This is a genomic window from Enterobacter sp. Ag1, assembly GCA_000277545.1.
GTDB lineage: Bacteria > Pseudomonadota > Gammaproteobacteria > Enterobacterales > Enterobacteriaceae > Cedecea.
On sequence record AKXM01000034.1, the window covers coordinates 116,806 to 133,776 of the forward strand.

Genomic DNA, 16,971 nt, shown 5'->3' on the forward strand with positions numbered 1-16,971 from the left:
TTCCGCCTCTCTTTAAGTATCACTATATTTGCAGCACTGACAACCTGAGACTGATGACCGCGCAGCGGGAAGGAACAACGATGGAATTATTTTCAAACCAACCGGGGGATGAGGGCCTGCCGGGCCGCCCGCGTATGATGGCGATGCTTGCCGTGATGACGACGGTCACGATGGCGGTGTTCGATGGCTCAATGGTGAACATCGCGCTGCCAAATATCGCTCGCGCGCTCGACGTTTCCGCCAGCGACGCGGTTTGGGTCGCCAATGGCTATCTGTTGGCCGCCGCCATGACGCTGGCGATTTTTGCCGCGCTGGCGACCCGGCTGGGATTCAGGCAAATTTTCGTCTTTGGGCTGAGCCTGTTTACGCTGGCATCCGCGGGCTGTGCGCTTTCCACCTCGCTCGAGATGTTGGTTTTGATGCGGATATTGCAGGGCATCGGCGGCGCGGCGGTACTGAGCATTTCCCCGGCAATCCTGCGTTCGGTTTTCCCCACCCGCCTGCTGGGCAGGATCCTCGGTCTGAACGCCTTCTTAATCGCTACCAGTACGGCCATAGCGCCGCTCCTTGGGGGAACGCTTCTTTCGACCTTAGGCTGGGAATGGCTTTTTGCGGTTAATTTACCGTTAGGCATTGTGGCGCTTTGGCTCAGCTTCCGCGTCCTGCCGGGGGAAAAGGCCACCCATCCCAAGCCCTTTGACTACGCCGGTGCGTTTCTGTCTGCTCTGCTGCTGGGCGCGCTGATCGTGGCCGCCGACAGCTTTACTAAAAGCGGAGGGATTGCCCAGGCGGTGGCTTATAGCCTGACGGCATTGTTGGCGGGCGCGGCATTTATCTGGCGAGAACGCCGCGCCGCTCAGCCCCTGCTGCCGCTGACGCTGTTCGCCTCCGCGCGATTTTCGCTGGCGGCCCTGACGTCTCTGATTTCGTTTATCGGGCAAGGGATCACATTTGTCGCCCTGCCGTTTTTATTCCAGAACGTTTATGGCTACAGCGCCTTTGCATCGGCCCTGCTCTTTACGCCCTGGCCTGTGGGAATAATGCTCGCAGCCCCCCGGGCCGGACGACTGGCCGACAAATATTCGCCGGCGCTTATCGCCACCACAGGTTTAGGCGTGTTTGCGGCTGGCCTGATACTTTTAGCCCTGTTGCCCGCCCACGCTCAGGCATGGGACATCGGTTTACGGAGCCTGGTATGCGGCATTGGCTTCGGTATTTTCCAGAGCCCCAACAACCGGGAAATGATGGCTAACGCCTCACGAGAAAATAGCGGCTACGCCTCAGGCATACTGGCCATTATGCGAACTTTCGGCCAGTGTCTCGGGGCGGCCATCGTCGGTATTGTGCTGGCGATTTACGGAAATGCCGCCTCGTTTGAGTCGCAGGCCATTACCCTCAATCTTTGGCTGGCCGCCGGAACGACATTACTGGCTGTAGGCTTAAGCGGCCTGCGTACCCGGCAGCTACAACAGCAAAATAGTTAGCCGTAGAAAGGATCCTCAGCCAGGCTATACGGGTACCCACTCGCCGAGGAAATACTATGAATCTGGATGCTGAAACCGATTTAAAACTAGAGCGCATTATTGACGTTCCCAGGCGGCTTGTCTGGGAGTGCTGGACCCAGCCGCAGCATATCAGGCAGTTCTTTGTGCCCCGGCCTCATAGCGTAACGGCCTGTGACATAGATCTTCGGGTTGGCGGACGTTTCAATACGGTGTTTAACGTCGACGGGAATGAAATGCGTAATAACGGTGTCTGGCTGGATATTGTGGACGGTAAAAAGCTGGTGTTTACCGATGCCTACGGCGAAGACTGGAAGCCTGCTGAAAATCCGTTCATGACGGCGATCCTGCTTCTGGAAGATGCGGACAACGACAAAACGCGCTACACGGCTATCGCCCGCCACCGTACACCAGAAGCCCGACAGGAACATGAGAAAATGGGTTTCTTCATCGGCTGGAATATCGTTGTCGATCAGCTTGTCGAGTACGCCAAAGGCCTGAGGCGTTGATACCACTGACTAAAGTGACCAGTCGCTCTTCTGCAAAACCACCCGATAACCATCGGGATCGATAAAAGTAGCCCCCTTCACGTCCCAATAAGGGTTGAATGCATCCAGCCGGGTAAAACCGGCTGCGACCATTCTGGCGCAGAAGGCCTCCCATTCGACACGATCGGGCACATAAAGCACCAGTAAGTCATCTTCGGTAGGTCGTGGGGTAATGAGATGATGCTGGCAGACCGTAAATTCCAGATGCCAGCCCAGCGACGGACCTCCCAGCATCACGCCGCTGAAACCGTCGTGATCGCTAAATTGCGCTATTTGCTGAAGACCAAGTCCCTCGCAGTACAGCTCCCGGCTTCTTTCAAGACTGCTCACCGGACGGGCAATACGCATATGGCTGAAGTTCATCATTTTTTACTGTTCTGATGTTCGCTCAACCTTAAAGCTATTCCTTTGCCATCATTTTCCTCACCGTGCGATTTCAGGCGACAAACTGTAGGCAGGAATTGGGCGGGTTGTTCCCGTCAGGCTGTCGAAGACCGTGCGTTCTGTCGTGATAATCGGCATCCCGGACTGCCTCAGCACTGAGATATCGGCGGCAATGCGCTGCAGCCCAAACCAAAACAAACCATCGAGGGCGTTGACCTGAAGCCCGCCTTCCAGGGCGATTTTCAGCCGCTCTCTCGGGTTTCTGACCTGCAGCGCGATCTGCTGATAGCCCGTCGCGGGCGTACCGCCCGGTTCGATTCTACGTATGCGATTCGAAAAACGATAGCGGAAGGCATCCGGCACGGCGCTGAGATCGTCTTTGATGCTGTAGACTTCCCCGCGCTTATTGTCATTGATCGTCACGCTCTTCTGGTTAAGCTGCAGCTCAGCGCGCAGTTTATCGATCAGCTGCGGCGCCCGCAGAAGCAGCAGCCGAAAAGGCAGTTCGAAGCTGGTCACGTAGTCCACGTTCAGCAACGCCAGGCGCAGGCGCTGCTCCGCATCCTGAGGCTCTCTCTGGAACTCCTCCTGGACTTCCTCCCACTGGCGGCTGAGGCGCGGCGACGCTTCTGTTTCGGTGAAACTGTACTTTTCAATCTGGTAATCGATGCGATCGTTCATTCAGGCACCTTTCACATGTCAGGATCCAGCTCGCAAACCATCTCGTAGCAGCGCAGCAGTGTGCCGCTGCGCGACATAGGATAAAGCCCCTCTTTCACCACGCGAAATCCCTGCGTCAGGTAAAAGTCGCGGGCGTTGGGCGTGGAAGAAAGCGTCAGTCGGCTCATTCCCCTTGATCTGGCTTCTTGCTTGATGGCCTGAAGAATCTGTTTGGCCAGCCCCCGGCCAGTCCATGTCGGTAGGGTAAAAATGGCTTCAACCGAGCCGTTTTTCAGATCCAAAAATCCCGTAGCCACCGGCTCGCCGTTTTCATTATCCGCGACAAAAAAGGGATTATTGATAATTTCATTTCGGTAACCCTCGGGCATCTCATCTGGCGTCCATGCGGCCAGCACATCTTCTGGATAAGTTTCCCGACAGCCAAAGCGAATGGCCTCGTTTCTTATTGTCCACAGCGCCTGAGCTTCATTGAGCGTGGCTCGTCTGACCGTCATTCTCTGACCTCCGAAATGCTCCGTTACGTAAAGGAAAATGAGTCTGATGACTTAACGCAAAAAGGAATGTTACCCTTTGAAGAAAATAGCATTTAATTAAGGACCGCTCGATGAAAAAAATATCTGCCCTGTCCGTTTCGCTGGCCCTGCTTTTTAACGCTTCGGCCTTTGCCGCTGATGCTAAACTGCCTGCGCCAATAGCCGCCCTGGAAAAACAAGGCTTCGAACTGAAAGGGGAATTTAAAGCACCGGGCGACCTGCAGGGGTACGCGATGCAGTATCAGGGGCAAGGCACAATCGTATACCTGACGCCGGATAAACAGCACGCCATTATGGGCAACATGGTCGATGCCGAAGGGAAAAACCTGAGCGACGCGGAAGTGGAGAAATTTGTCTATGCGCCAATGGCCAAAGCCATGTGGCAAAACCTGGAGAAACACCGCTGGATCGCCGCCGGGAGTGAAAAAGCCCTGCGTATTGTCTACGTATTTGCCGATCCGTACTGCCCGTACTGCACCCAGTTCTGGGAGCAGGCTCAGCCCTGGATAAAATCGGGTAAAGTTCAGCTCCGCGTGCTGCTCGTCGGGATGCTGCGCCCGGACAGCAGTCAAAAAGCGGCGGCAATTCTGATGTCGAAAGATCCGGCCAAAACGCTCGCCGACTATGAGAACAGCAAAGGTAAGCTGGCGCTGCAAAAACCGGAGAAAATAGATCCGGTTATCGGGGAAGCCCTAAAAGATAACCTGACGCTGATGGACGATCTCGGCGGCAATGCCACGCCCTCAATATACTACCTGAATGCCGAAGGCCGCCTGCAACAGCATCAGGGCATGCCGGATGCCGAAACGCTGAATACCATCCTCGGCGATAAATAACGCTTATAGCTTCAGCAGCGGTTTGCGCTGGCGGCCAGGTTCACGGAACAGCGCCAGCGCCTGCCGCCACTCCTCCAGCGCATACACCGCCGCATCGGGCTGCTGCGTTTGTAGCAACAGTTCCCAGAGTGAGATAAACCAGCCCTGCCATTCTGCAACCGGCGTGACCGCCAGCGTATCGCGCAGATGAAATCGCTGCGCGGTAATGTTCTTCCCGCGCGGAGAGAACGCCTTCCCGCTCAGTAAACCGTAAGAAACCAACTCGGCATTCGGATTAAGGTGATCGAGCATCAATGTGGCTAACTCACCGCCCACGGCGTCAAACACAACGTCAACTTTACCAGCAGCTTCGGCAATGTGATGCTCGTCATCCCCGCTCAGCGGGATAATGCCGGATTCAAGCAACGCCGGAAGACGCTGTGCCGAGCGGTAAACACCATAGACTTCCGTTGCACCCTGCCTTTTGGCCCACTGCGCCAGTAAACCAGCACACGTTGACCCTGCCGCCGTGACCAGCACATTTTTTCCCGTCACGGGCCACTTTTTCAGCATTAACCAGGCCGCCAGAGGATTGATATACCCGCGCGCCGCAAGCTCATCCGGCACGCTGTCAGGCACGGGCACGGCCCACTGAATCGGGCAGTCAACCCATCGCTGCCAGGTGCCTTCCCCGCGCAGAGGCAGCACACGCCTGCCAATCCACTCCGGAGAATCCGCCTGCGCAACAATGCCGACGCCTTCGTACCCGGCAATACGCGGCGGAAATACCCGGTGGCGATAAGCCCCGGTAACGGGAATAAGATCTGAGGGATTAACAGGCGCATAGTGCATGCGCACCCGGAGCGTGCCGGAGATAAACGGCGCCAGCGGCGTTTGTTCGAGGGTTAAGACCTGTTCAGGTTCGCCAAACTGCCGGAACCAGAGGGCTGCGTTTTCCATACTGAATGCCTGCAACTGCCATATTGCAGGCACTATATCACGGCTGAGTCAGCATAAACGCATCGAATAAGTGACATTGTCACCTATTGCCTCATAAATTACGGTAGTAAAACGTCGTGGAGCACGGGCTGCCGTCCGGCATTAACGCATAATGCGGGAGATCCCCCACGCGCTGCCAGCCCATACCCTGGTAGAATATCTCCGCATCGCTGCCGGTGGCGGTGTCCAGTACCAGCACTGATTTTCCCTGCGTGGTGGCAACGGCTTCCAGATAAGCCATCAGGCGCTGGGCAATGCCTTTCCGCCGCGCCACGCGATGAACCAGAAGTTTGGCCACATCGGCCCGGTGCGGCTGATTTTCCGGCTGGCTGGTGATCAGCTGCACGGTGCCCACAATGCGCCCCTGCCCATCTTCCGCCACGATCAGCGTACGCTCTCCCCGCGCCACGCTCTGGCCAACCTCCCCCCAAAACGCCGCGGCCTTTTCCGGCGCCAAAGGATGTAAAAAGCTGACCGAAGCCCCACCAGCCACACAATCAATCAGTACATCCGTTAATGATGCGGTTGCGGCAGAAAATTCACAGGCCTTCAGGGAACGAATACGATACTCGGGCACAGCGACTCCTGAACAGTGGTTAAGAGTTATGTCGGAATATTACCGGACATAAGAATAGTCCAGCTTACCCGGTAACTCAGGAACCCACTATTCAGAAAAGATATGGATGGGCGGTTTGGGGGGATGCGGTTTTCGTTCCAGAATAGAATCTCCCCCTTGCTGCAGCCAATAAAAGCGCATCAGGAGAGATATCCACTCAGGGTGTTAATTCCCTTCCACCATAAGGAATTATGATTGCACCGATCGTCTGTAGCTTTTCATAATTTTATCCCAGCCTGGCTGGCTTCAGCTATCACATCCTCAAGGCTGAGATGTCGCCGGGGGTCGTACTCCGCGCTTCCCCAGCGAAAGAAGAGCATCCAGCGATTATCTGCTCGCTGATTAAAATCGGTCACTTTGCCCTGCAGGTGCTGCATGGCGATAAATGCCCCTTCTTCATTCGTCCCGTTAAAAAGCAGAACAAACTCATCGCCGCCCGGCCTGGCGATCAGATCCGTTTCACGGAAAGAAGAACGCATAAGTTCTGAGAAAGCGACCAGCGCACGATCGCCCTGCTCATGGCCCAAACTGTCGTTAATCTGCGCCATCCCGTCAAGGTGGATAAATACCAGAGAAAGCGGCTCAGCCCGGCGGTTAGCGCTCCCCGTGGCGTATTGCCCCAAAAACATAAGGCCTTGACGGTTCAGCAGGCCCGTCAGCTCGTCGGTCAGGGTGGTATCGAGCATCTCATCCTCCGGTGCAGACTCATCATGGGGTCTGCTTACAGTTTAGATGATCATTACTCAGGCGGCGTAAATGCGATTTTTCCCGGCACGTTTAGCGTTGTAGAGTGCATCATCTGCCGCTTTTAACCATTCGGCGGCATCCGGCATCTGTTTTGTCGCACAGGCAATCCCGATACTCAGGGTACAGAACGCATTTTTTTCAGGCAGGACTCGAACATTAATGGACTCCAGCAGGATCCGCTGGGCAATACCTTCGGCTTCCTCCAGGGATGTATTCGGCATCAGGACCACAAACTCGTCCCCGCCAAGGCGCGCCGGCGTGTCGCTGGCGCGAGCGACAATCCGCAGCACGTCGGACACCGCCATCAGAATGGCGTCCCCCACTTTATGCCCGAAACGGTCATTCACTTCTTTGAAATTATCTATGTCGATAAACATCAGCGCCGAGCTGCCGCAGGCAATGCGCAACCGCGCCAGCTCATTACTGATTTTTCGTTCCAGCAGGCGGCGATTGGCAATCCCCAGCAGGGGATCCATCATGGCAATGTTTTCCAGCTCGCGGCTCTTTTCCCGCAGCTGCAGCGCTATCGAAGCCGTCAGCATACTGAGCGCGATAGTGTAAACGGCAATCAGCGGCAGCGTGGCGTACATTGTCCGGGCAGAAACCGCCGGACTAAACGGCATCCCGTGGCTTATCCAGGTCAGCACAAACGCAAGCAAGATTGCCAGCATCGCCCGCTTCATCAGCGGTTTTCCCCCGGCGGCCAGCCGGTCGGAAACCAGAATGGTGATAATCACTACCGACGGCAGCGCGCTGAGCGATATCATCGCAATCCAGAAGCCCCCGGCTGCCGCGTCGATCACCAGGTTTTGTTTTTCACTCCTGACCGGAGAAGCAGAAAAGCGCGCTTTTAACAGCGCCACGTGCGGCCAGACAAAAGCGTTAACGACCAACAGCGCCATAACCGGCACAGAGGACTGCTGCTCATTCAGTACCGAAAAGAGGGGCAAGAAGCACAGAAACGTCCCCAGCATACGCATGATATACATGCGATTAACGAAGCGAGAGCCGTGAGTTCTGGCATTTTTGTGAGGATCGGGTGTACGCATAACTATCTCAGGCAAACGAACCAGCCACGACAAACTGCACGGGCATACTACGCGATAATAAAGGATCCGAAGTGAACATGGCTATTAAGAATCACGCATGTGCGAGGCCGGAAACACTTCAGCGTGGACGTTACTCGCGCTGGTTTTATTGCGCCCCTGCCGCTTCGATAAATACAAATACTTATCCGCTTCGGGAATAAGCTGATTAAAGGTTGCTTCCAGCGTGTTATTACCCAGCGCCGCCTCAGCCAGGCCAATACTGACGGTGATAAACAGCGATTGTTCTTCGTAGTGAAAAGTACTGACTTCAATCGTTTTGCGGATCTGCTCGGCAATCTCAAAACCCTGCTGGTTATCCCGAACCCGGCACACCACCACAAACTCTTCCCCGCCGATGCGCGCCACCATTCCTCGCTCACCTACGGTGTCCAGCACTCTGCTGGCGAAAGAGGCCAGCACGGTATCCCCACATTCGTGGCCCCAGATGTCATTGATTCGTTTGAAAAAATCAATATCCAGCAGCATCACGCACAGCAGCGGCTCTTGCGGGATTGGTTGATGCCGCCCGCTGCGCTTGAGTGCTTCAAACAGCCCGGAGCGGGAATAAACGCCCGTCAGGTAATCATAGTCGGCACGCCGCGAAGTCTGCTTAATCAGCTGATTAATGGCATCCACGCTGATGGAAACAATCAGGGGGCAAATCGCGATAGTGGCAATGCCCAGGCGCGCCGAGAACATCTGATCGACCAGCAACAGCGGCTGTTCGGAATGGAGATTAATTGCCGCGTGGGCCACCAGCACAATTTCCACCCCGCCGGTAATCAGCGTCAGCAGCGCAGTAACCGGGAGGGGGTAGCGAATGGCGCACCAGATAAGCGCAGGGAGCGGAAACGCCAGGCTGCCCGCCCCGCCGATAATCATCGCCGTGCAGACTGCAATCACCACGGAAAAAAACGGATACATGTCTGACGGCACGATACCGGTCAGTTTCCGCCAGGAAGGCCAGCTGGCGGTCAGCAAACAGGGCAGCATCAGGACGCCGGTTGAAAACTGCTCGCTCACCCAGTCAGCATAGAGCGGCATAAACTTTTCATGGTAATCGCCGCTTATCCCCAGCGATCCTACCGCGCCAAATAATGAAGATAATATGGCGGCAATCAGCGAAAAGTTAAAAATATTAAACGCATTTAGCGCCCAGTTACTCTCATCCATATTGCGCGAATAGCGCAGCAATAAACGGGCGGCGGTGACAATAAACACCATATTTGAAAAGTTGATGATCGTCGACTGCCAGCCCCACTGGGTGGTAAAGGCGTCATAAACCAGCATTGCCGCATAGCAAATAAAATAATAAATGGCTTTGTTCAGCCACGGATTACGCACAAAGATGGCGGCCAGCACCGCATTCAGCGGCCAGAATAGCGAAAGATCGTTAACCAGCCGAAGCGAAGCGCCAAAGAAGTAAAATAGCGTGGTAAGCGCAAAAACACTGATCGCATTTAACAGCATTTTATCGGGGGAAAAGAATGAAAACTTAGGTCGATTAACCATGCTATCCTGGTTCATATCTATTCATCACCGCTGAAAATAAATAGCGCCATCAGGTGATTGCGAAAATAAGCATTAGCTTAGCATGTTTATCCCGCTAACAATCCAGGGCATTGAGAGAAAGAAGAAAATTCACTCAACTCGCCAGCGTTCCGCATGAACTATTAGCCATAAGTTAAATTTTTGCCACCTTCTCCCCCGCCTTTTGTCAACGGCAGGCTTTGTGGCTAAAAATTCAGACTTATTGCCGGGGAATAATTAGCAGCCTCAGGTTTAACCGATGTTTAACGTCGCTGCCTTATAGTCCATAAACGTAGGATTTCCCGGAGCTGAAATGCGTAAAACACCCTGGGCGGAACGACTCATCATTACCGCCATAATGCTGGCCGTGCTGGCCACCGTTAGCCTGGTTGGCGTGCTATGGTTGCGCATACCGGGATTATTATTACTGCAATAACTGCGTCGGTTAAAAAATAGAGCGCCCGATGCGCTGAGAGAGAATTTCCAGCGCGGCCGTCCCGGCCAGTGAGTTACCGGAAGCATCCAGCTCCGGGCACCACACGGCAATAGACATTTCATTCGGTACGTTGGCGATAATCCCGCCACCCACGCCCGATTTCCCCGGTAACCCCACGCGATAGGCAAATTCTCCCGCGCCGTCATACATGCCGCTGGTGATCATCAGCGCATTAATCTGCCGAGCGTGTTGAGCAGAGATCACCGGTTCAGCAATGTGCAGAGCCCGCCCCTGATTGGCCAGAAATAAAAACGTTTTGGCTAACTCCAGACAACTCATTTCCAGCGCACAGTAATGGAAATAGGTTTGCAGCACCGTAATGACATCATTCTCAAAATTACCAAATGACTTCATCAGCCAGGCAATCGCGGCATTGCGTGCCGAATGCTCAAATTCAGACCGCGCGACGCGTGTGTTATAGACTAAATCGTCAGCACCGGAGAGCGCCCGCACGACTTCCAGCATCCGCTGTTTGGGCGCGCTGAGGCGGGTTTGCAGCATGTCACATACCACCAGCGCACCGGCATTAATAAACGGATTGCGGGGTTTGCCCTGCTCAAGCTCAAGCTGTAACAGAGAGTTAAACGGCTGGCCGGACGGCTCTTTGCCTACGCGCTGCCAGATTTCAGCTTCATCGTAGCGACCCATCGCCAGCGTCAGGCTCAGCACTTTAGAAATCGACTGGATAGAAAAACGCTCTGACGCATCCCCGGCGCTGAAGAACTCTCCGTCCACGGTACAAATAGCAATCCCGAGCTTATTGCCGGAAACCTCTTCCAGCGCCGGAATATAATTCGCGACCTTTCCTTGACCCAGCAAAGGGCGAACCTGGTCGAGGATCTCTTCCAGTAACTGATTGTTTAATTGAACCGGCACCGTGCGCTCCTGAGGCATATGTTAAGCGGCGAAAGTATACCAGAGCCACGGGCCGATAATAAGACGAACTCAGGCGGTCATTTGAAAGCGAGCGACAGCTTTTTCAAGGCGTTGGGACTCATCCAGCAAACGTTTTGAGGTATTAGCCGAGGCCTTAATCAGCAGCCCGGTCTGGCTCACCGCCTGATTAAGCGTGGTGATCCGCGCCGTGACGTGATGCACGCTGGCGCCCTGGTCAACGGAGGCGCTGGAAATTTCATTCAGCAGCCCGCTCAGGCGGGTCACCTGGGCAATCACATTTTTCAACTGCGCCTCCAGCTCTGAGACGGCTTCGCTGCCTTGCTCAATACCCTGCAGCGAGTTATTGATCAACGACTGAATATTTCTGGTCGACTGACTACTCTGTTTCGCCAGCAGGCCAACTTCACGTGCCACCACCGCAAAACCTCGCCCCTGGTTGCCCGCATGAGCCGCCTCAATGGCGGCGTTTAGCGCCAGGATATTGGTCTGGAAAGCAACGTTATCAATCATCGCCACAATGCCGCGCATCTCAGAGGAACGGGTCACAATATCCTGCATTGACGTATTCACCGTGTGCATCATCTGGTCGCCACCGGCCACCATCTCACGCGCTTCGTCCGCGCGCTGGTTCGCCTGAATAGCGTACTGGCTGTTTTCCTGTACGCGGGATTCCAGCTCGGTGATATGCAGAGTGACTTTCTCCAGCTCCTGCTCCTGCTGTGAAGAGTGGGTAGACAGCTCGTTATTCCCTTCCGCAAGCTGGCCAATATTGCTTAACAGAATGGCCGAGGATTCCCGCACCTCTTGCACCAGTTGCTGAATGCCCTGCTGCATTTCCAGTACGCTGCCGTGCAGCTGCTTCACCTCGCGGTTAACCAGTCTTCGCTCAGCGGGGAGCCGCGACAGATCGCCGGCGGCCAGAATATGTAAATGTTCGATAAGGCTGCGCAGCGGGCGAATCACCCAGCGAGCCACGCCCAGCCAGACGGCAATCGCCACGACCAGTAATATACCCAGCGCGATAATAAACAGCGTTTGCGCCTGACTCAGGCTGTCCAGCAATGTGTGGCTGGCCGCAGCTGTTTGCTTCTCGCCTTCGGTCTGATAGCGCGCGTACTGCTCGTTGAAATCGGACTGGAAAGCCTGAATCGGCACTTCAAAGAACGCATCGATGGAGGCCTTCTTTTGCATCCCTTCCAGCTGTTCTTTCAATCCGCCGAAGAACAGCTGATAGCTGTTGGCCAGGCTCTCGCTGCCCGCCGGGTGAAGTTGCTGCCAGGCGGCAAAATTCTGCTGCGAAACTTTCAGGGCGGCGTCGGCCTCATCCACCAGGCTGTTCCAGCTGCCGACCGACCCGGTCTCTTTGTCCTGCATAAAGTAAACGCCCGCCCGGTTCAGCAGGTCACTGGTCATCAGCAGCGAGGTTCTCGCCTTCTCCATGACCACCTGCTGCTGATGAAGCTGGTTATTTTCGAGGACGCTCTGGCGGGTTTCGTGCAGGATGTTGGACAGGGACACGGTGGAGAGAACTTGTAGCACGGAAAAGAGTGCGATAACGCCAACCACCCCGCTCAGCAGCCCGAATTCACGAGGGCGACGGGCAAGCAGCCTGAAGGGATTTAAACGGCGAAAAATTTGACTTATGTTCATGATTTTCTTCAGTAACACAACGATGCCGCGAGTGTACTGAGCGAAAATGACAGAATTATTTCATTCTCATGACAAACAAGACCACCTTCAAGGCGGCCTTACTTTTTACTGATTGCGCGGGCATAAACCAGCATAACGTCTGCCCTTACCGGAGAAAACAAGCATTATTCCTCCCCGGCAAACCGACGCCAGGCGGGCTAAGCTAGCGCCTGTCTTTCCACACGGTCTGAATATTACAGAACTCATGCAGCCCGAAATGGGAAAGCTCGCGGCCAAACCCGCTCTTTTTCACCCCGCCAAACGCCACGCGCGGATCGCTGGCGCTATAGCCATTGATAAACACCCCGCCGCATTCGAGGCGTGCCGCCATCTCCAGCGCCAGCTGTTCATTCGCGGTATAAACCGTTGCGGACAGGCCATAATCGCTGTCGTTTGCCAGCTCAAGGGCATGTTCGCTGTCGCGGGCGACGGTAATCGCGGCCACCGGGCCAAACAGCTCCTGGCGGAACGCGGTCATCTCTGGCGTGACATTAGTGAGCACGGTCGGCGCATAGTAGTTGCCCTCGCCAGGCAGTTTATCCCCGCCGATCAGCAGTTTTGCGCCCTGCTTAAGTGACATTGTCACTTGCTCATGCAGTTCATCACGCAGATCGTAGCGTGCCATCGGCCCAATGCGATTAGCTTCTTCCTGCGGCGTACCAACCTCATAGTTTTTCAGCTCGGCAATAAAGCGGTCGGTGAAGGCGGCGGCAATTCCCTCTTCAACGATAAAGCGTTTCGCGGCGGCACAAACCTGCCCGGTGTTCTGGAAGCGCCCTGCCACGGCGGCCTTCACGGCTTCGTCGAGATCGGCATCATTCAGCACGATAAACGGATCGGACCCGCCCAGCTCCAGCACGCATTTTTTCAGCGCGGCACCTGCCTGGGCACCAATCGCGGCACCTGCTCTACCGCTACCGGTCACGGTGACGGCGGCCACACGCGGGTCGTTAATCGCCTGGCTGACCCCTTCCGGCGTCACGTTAAGCAGTTCGAACAGCGAAGGCACAAAGCCCGCGTCAACAAACATCTGGCGAATGAGTTCGGCGCAGCCCATCACGTTTGGCGCATGTTTCAGAATATAGCTGTTACCGGCCAGCAGAATCGGCACCGCCCCACGCAGCACCTGCCACAGCGGGAAGTTCCACGGCATTACCGCCAGGATCGGCCCCAGCGGACGGTATTCAATCACCGCCTTATTGTGTTCAACCTGAGTCGCTTCCGCCCCCAGCATGGCCGGGCCGTGCTCGGCATACCAGTCGCAAAGGTTAGCGGACTTCGCCACTTCAGCGCGCGCCTGCAAAATAGGCTTGCCCATCTCGGCGGTAATCATTTGTGCCATTGCTTCGCCGTGTTTACGCACCGCCGCGCCCAAATCACGCAGCTTTTGCGCACGTTCGTTAAGCGGGGTAACGCGCCAGGCGTTAAAAGCCTGCTGGTTACGGGCCAGCGCGGCATCAATCCGGGCGGCGTTCTCAAAAGGATAAACCGCAATCCGCTCACCGGTAGCGGGATTGCGTGAAATGGCGTGGGTTTGCCCGGTTACTGATTGCATGGTGGTGCCTCGACAGGTGAATGAGATGTTAACAGTAGCCTTGAGGCACAAAGTTTAAAAATGAATAATACTAAGCAAACCCTTCACGATTTGAGAAAGCCATGGACCTCACTCAACTGGAAATGTTTAACGCCGTCGCTGAAACCGGCAGCATCAGCGCCGCCGCGCAGCAGGTACACCGCGTCCCGTCGAACCTCACGACCCGCATCAAGCAGCTGGAGGCTGATTTAGGCGTGGCGCTGTTTATTCGCGAGAACCAGCGCCTGAAGCTCTCCCCGTCCGGCCACAGCTTCCTGGCCTACAGCAAGCGCATTCTGGCGCTGGTGGATGAAGCACGCATGGTGGTGTCCGGCGATGAACCTCAGGGCCCGCTGGCGCTGGGTTCGTTAGAAAGTACGGCGGCGGTGCGCATTCCTGGCGTACTGGCAAACTTTAACCAGCGTTACCCGAAAATCCACCTTTCTCTCACCACCGGGCCTTCCGGCGACCAGATTGACGGCGTGCTCGAAGGCCGCCTCGCCGCCGCCTTTGTTGACGGCCCGGTGCTGCATCCGTCCCTTGAGGGCCTGGCGGTGTATCGCGAAGAGATGACCGTCGTCGCGCCCGCCGATCATGCCCCTATTCTCAGCGGGGCCGACGTGAACGGCGAGAGTATTTACGCTTTCCGGGCCAACTGCTCCTATCGCCGTCACTTTGAGAGCTGGTTTCACGACAGCCAGGCTATGCCGGGCAAGATCCACGAAATGGAGTCTTATCACGGGATGCTGGCCTGCGTGATTGCCGGCGCGGGGCTGGCGCTGATGCCACGGAGTATGCTGGAGAGTATGCCGGGCAGCCATCAGGTGAGCACCTGGCCGCTGCCGGAGGATAAGCGCTATCTTGATACCTGGCTGCTGTGGCGCAGAGACGCCAAAACCCGCCAGCTGGATGCTTTTATTTCGCTGCTGGAATTGCCTTCGCAGGTGCCTTAACTAAGCCTTGAGATCCCCATACTTATAAGCGGCGGTCACCCCGCCGTCGATCAGGATATCGCTCCCGCTGATATAGGAGCCGTTCGGGCCAAAGAGAAACTCAGCCAGGGCGCCAATTTCGTCCGGCGTGCCGCCTCTTCCCGCCGGGGATTTCGCCAGCATGTTTCGGTAGAACTCCCCGCGTTCGACACTGTTCAGCTCGTCATAGGCCAATGGGGTATACACGATCCCGGCACTGATGCAGTTGATTCTCGCGCCTCGCCGCCCCCATTTTACCGCCTCGGCCATCACCCGCAGCGCATTGCCCCGTTTTGACACCTGGTAGGCATACAGGCTGTCGTCAATGGCTTTGACTCGCGGTAATTCCAGCAGCTTTTCCGGCGGCAGCGTTGCCAGCTCGTCGGCCTCGGCCTGCGTCAGCGCGTCCACATCCAGCCGGTGGCTGGACTGCGAGCCAATCACCACCCCGGAACCTCCCGCGCCAATAACCTTCCCAAACGCCTCAAACACCACTGCCGTCCCGTAAAGATCGACCCGGAGAATATCCTGAGCGGCAGCCTGGGAAGGTGAAAGCCCGGCGGTGTGGATCACGCCCTTCACTTCTCCGTGGCCACAAGCCAGACTCACGAGATTTTGAATCGATTCCCGCGAGCGAACATCAACCACGGTGGTGCTGACCCGGAAACCCGCCTGCTGCAACGTTTGCTGCGCGGTCTGGCTATTTTCCGGCGTGATATCGGCCAGCAAAATATGTTTGCCGGTGCCGACGCGGCGGGCAATCGCCTGAGCAATCGATCCGCTGCCGATAACAACGATAACGTCCTGGGAAGAAAGCATGTTTTTCTCCTGAATAGTGGAATGCAATAAGGCTAGCACGGCCGGATTCATCAATAATCGCCTCCGACGTGCTAGCCTTTATGAACTGCATTCATTAATCCCGGGGAATTTTGCCCGGCAAGTTAACGCAGCAGCACTTTCCCCACCAGATAGGTCACGGCCTTGCCGCCAATCAACACCCGGTCGCCCTTGTACTGGCAGCGCAGATCCCCGCCGCGGTAAGAGACCTGCCGTGCCAGCAGATGGGTTTTATTCAGCTTATCCGCCCAGTAAGGGATCAGCATGCTGTGAGCGGAGCCGGTGACGGGATCTTCCGGCACCGATTCTCCCGGGCAAAAGAAGCGGCTGACAAAGTCATACTCGCTTTCGCCTGCGGCGGTAATACAGACCATTTTCTCCAGCGGGATCATGGCGCTGATATCGGGCTGAATCGCCTCAACCTGCGCCTGACTTTCCAGCACCACCATATAATCACGCCCGACGCGCATCTCTTTACACTCGCTAATACCCAGCGTGGCCAGCAGCTCGGGCAGCGGCGTAATCGGCTGCGTTTCCCAGGCCGGGAAATCCAGCGTCAGCCACTCACCGCTACGCGTCACGGTCAGCGGGCCAACAAAACGCGTGCTGAAACGGATCGTCGCCTCCGGGTAATCCAGATGCTCGAAAATAACGTGGGAGGCCGCCAGCGTAGCGTGCCCGCAAAGGTTGATCTCCCCCTGGGTGGTGAACCAACGCAGCTCAAAGCCCTCATCCGTGGTCACAAAAAAAGCCGTTTCCGACTGATTATGCTGCTGCGACATTTTCAGCAGCGTTTCATCCGGCAGCCATTCGCTGAGCGGGCAAACCGCCGCCGCGTTGCCGCCAAACGTTGCGTCTGCGAAGGCGTCTACCATATAAAAGTCAATTGCTTGCATTGGCGTTACTCCTGCTTTTCATTGTTATTTTCTTCACCTCTACCATGACATACTCGCCCGAACTGTGCTGTTTTTTTTCTACCGTACCCAGGCGCTAGCCCCAAATGAGACATAAATCACAAAATGGGTTGTGTCGCCGATCTGATGGTTTTATGATCGCCCCATTCCT

General features: G+C 55.8%; 18 protein-coding genes. 5 read left to right on the forward strand and 13 right to left on the reverse strand.

The annotated features are described in order from the left end of the window. Positions 1–80: 80 nt before the first annotated feature. A complete protein-coding gene (locus A936_RS14280) occupies positions 81–1,484 on the forward strand; it encodes a DHA2 family efflux MFS transporter permease subunit (RefSeq protein ID WP_008458994.1) in 1,404 nt (467 codons plus the stop codon). A gap of 56 nt (positions 1,485–1,540) precedes the next feature. Next, the gene (locus tag A936_RS14285) at positions 1,541–2,011 is read left to right on the forward strand and encodes an SRPBCC family protein (RefSeq protein ID WP_008458996.1); all 471 of its coding nucleotides are present in this window, start codon (positions 1,541–1,543) and stop codon (positions 2,009–2,011) included. Between the two features lie 9 nt (positions 2,012–2,020). Here A936_RS14285 and A936_RS14290 read toward each other — a convergent pair whose 3' ends face one another. The 3 genes from A936_RS14290 to A936_RS14300 are packed head-to-tail and all read right to left on the reverse strand — an operon-like array spanning position 2,021 to position 3,609. Next, a complete protein-coding gene (locus A936_RS14290; protein ID WP_034809394.1) occupies positions 2,021–2,413 on the reverse strand; it encodes a VOC family protein in 393 nt (130 codons plus the stop codon). 60 nt (positions 2,414–2,473) lie between these two features. Then, on the reverse strand, positions 2,474–3,115 hold the full coding sequence (locus A936_RS14295; RefSeq protein WP_008458999.1) for an ECs1377 family protein: 642 nt from the start codon (positions 3,113–3,115) through the stop codon (positions 2,474–2,476). 11 nt (positions 3,116–3,126) lie between these two features. Beyond that, positions 3,127–3,609 carry a GNAT family N-acetyltransferase gene (locus tag A936_RS14300; RefSeq protein ID WP_008459002.1) on the reverse strand — a complete coding sequence of 161 codons (483 nt, stop codon included), beginning with the start codon at positions 3,607–3,609 and terminating at the stop codon, positions 3,127–3,129. Positions 3,610–3,719: 110 nt separating this feature from the next. On the opposite strand from A936_RS14300, the gene dsbG reads away from it, so the two are divergent. Further along, entirely contained in the window at positions 3,720–4,484 is a 765-nt protein-coding gene (gene dsbG, locus A936_RS14305; protein WP_008459005.1) for a thiol:disulfide interchange protein DsbG, read from the forward strand. Positions 4,485–4,487: 3 nt separating this feature from the next. On the opposite strand, the gene A936_RS14310 is transcribed toward dsbG, so the two are convergent. The 5 genes from A936_RS14310 to A936_RS14330 form a co-directional block, all read right to left on the reverse strand. Continuing rightward, positions 4,488–5,423 (reverse strand): zinc-dependent alcohol dehydrogenase family protein, encoded by a 936-nt coding sequence (locus tag A936_RS14310; RefSeq protein WP_008459006.1) that lies wholly within the window; start codon positions 5,421–5,423, stop codon positions 4,488–4,490. A 91-nt stretch (positions 5,424–5,514) separates the two neighbouring features. Further along, positions 5,515–6,039, reverse strand: coding sequence for a GNAT family N-acetyltransferase (locus tag A936_RS14315; protein ID WP_008459009.1), 525 nt, complete (start codon positions 6,037–6,039; stop codon positions 5,515–5,517). 257 nt (positions 6,040–6,296) lie between these two features. Continuing rightward, the gene (locus A936_RS14320) at positions 6,297–6,764 is read right to left on the reverse strand and encodes a GGDEF domain-containing protein (protein ID WP_008459011.1); all 468 of its coding nucleotides are present in this window, start codon (positions 6,762–6,764) and stop codon (positions 6,297–6,299) included. A gap of 57 nt (positions 6,765–6,821) precedes the next feature. After that, positions 6,822–7,874, reverse strand: a complete 1,053-nt coding sequence (locus A936_RS14325; RefSeq protein ID WP_008459013.1) for a diguanylate cyclase — start codon at positions 7,872–7,874, stop codon at positions 6,822–6,824. Positions 7,875–7,958: 84 nt separating this feature from the next. After that, complete coding sequence (locus A936_RS14330; protein WP_008459015.1) at positions 7,959–9,440, reverse strand: GGDEF domain-containing protein; 1,482 nt, start codon at positions 9,438–9,440, stop codon at positions 7,959–7,961. A gap of 316 nt (positions 9,441–9,756) precedes the next feature. Between A936_RS14330 and A936_RS23920 the strand changes: the two genes are divergently transcribed. Further along, positions 9,757–9,879 (forward strand): hypothetical protein, encoded by a 123-nt coding sequence (locus A936_RS23920; protein WP_254902675.1) that lies wholly within the window; start codon positions 9,757–9,759, stop codon positions 9,877–9,879. Between the two features lie 9 nt (positions 9,880–9,888). On the opposite strand, the gene glsB is transcribed toward A936_RS23920, so the two are convergent. The 3 genes from glsB to sad all read right to left on the reverse strand — a co-directional run bounded on the left by glsB (position 9,889) and on the right by sad (position 14,080). Next, positions 9,889–10,815, reverse strand: coding sequence for a glutaminase B (glsB, locus tag A936_RS14335; RefSeq protein ID WP_008459016.1), 927 nt, complete (start codon positions 10,813–10,815; stop codon positions 9,889–9,891). Between the two features lie 69 nt (positions 10,816–10,884). Next, positions 10,885–12,486 carry a methyl-accepting chemotaxis protein gene (locus tag A936_RS14340; protein ID WP_008459018.1) on the reverse strand — a complete coding sequence of 534 codons (1,602 nt, stop codon included), beginning with the start codon at positions 12,484–12,486 and terminating at the stop codon, positions 10,885–10,887. A 202-nt stretch (positions 12,487–12,688) separates the two neighbouring features. Further along, complete coding sequence (gene sad, locus A936_RS14345; RefSeq protein WP_008459020.1) at positions 12,689–14,080, reverse strand: succinate-semialdehyde dehydrogenase; 1,392 nt, start codon at positions 14,078–14,080, stop codon at positions 12,689–12,691. A gap of 101 nt (positions 14,081–14,181) precedes the next feature. Between sad and ptrR the strand changes: the two genes are divergently transcribed. Further along, a complete protein-coding gene (ptrR, locus tag A936_RS14350) occupies positions 14,182–15,051 on the forward strand; it encodes a putrescine utilization regulator PtrR (protein ID WP_008459022.1) in 870 nt (289 codons plus the stop codon). Here ptrR and A936_RS14355 read toward each other — a convergent pair whose 3' ends face one another. Further along, positions 15,052–15,888, reverse strand: coding sequence for an SDR family oxidoreductase (locus A936_RS14355; protein ID WP_034809311.1), 837 nt, complete (start codon positions 15,886–15,888; stop codon positions 15,052–15,054). A gap of 122 nt (positions 15,889–16,010) precedes the next feature. Further along, entirely contained in the window at positions 16,011–16,802 is a 792-nt protein-coding gene (locus tag A936_RS14360; protein ID WP_008459025.1) for a PhzF family phenazine biosynthesis protein, read from the reverse strand. Positions 16,803–16,971 lie beyond the last annotated feature (169 nt).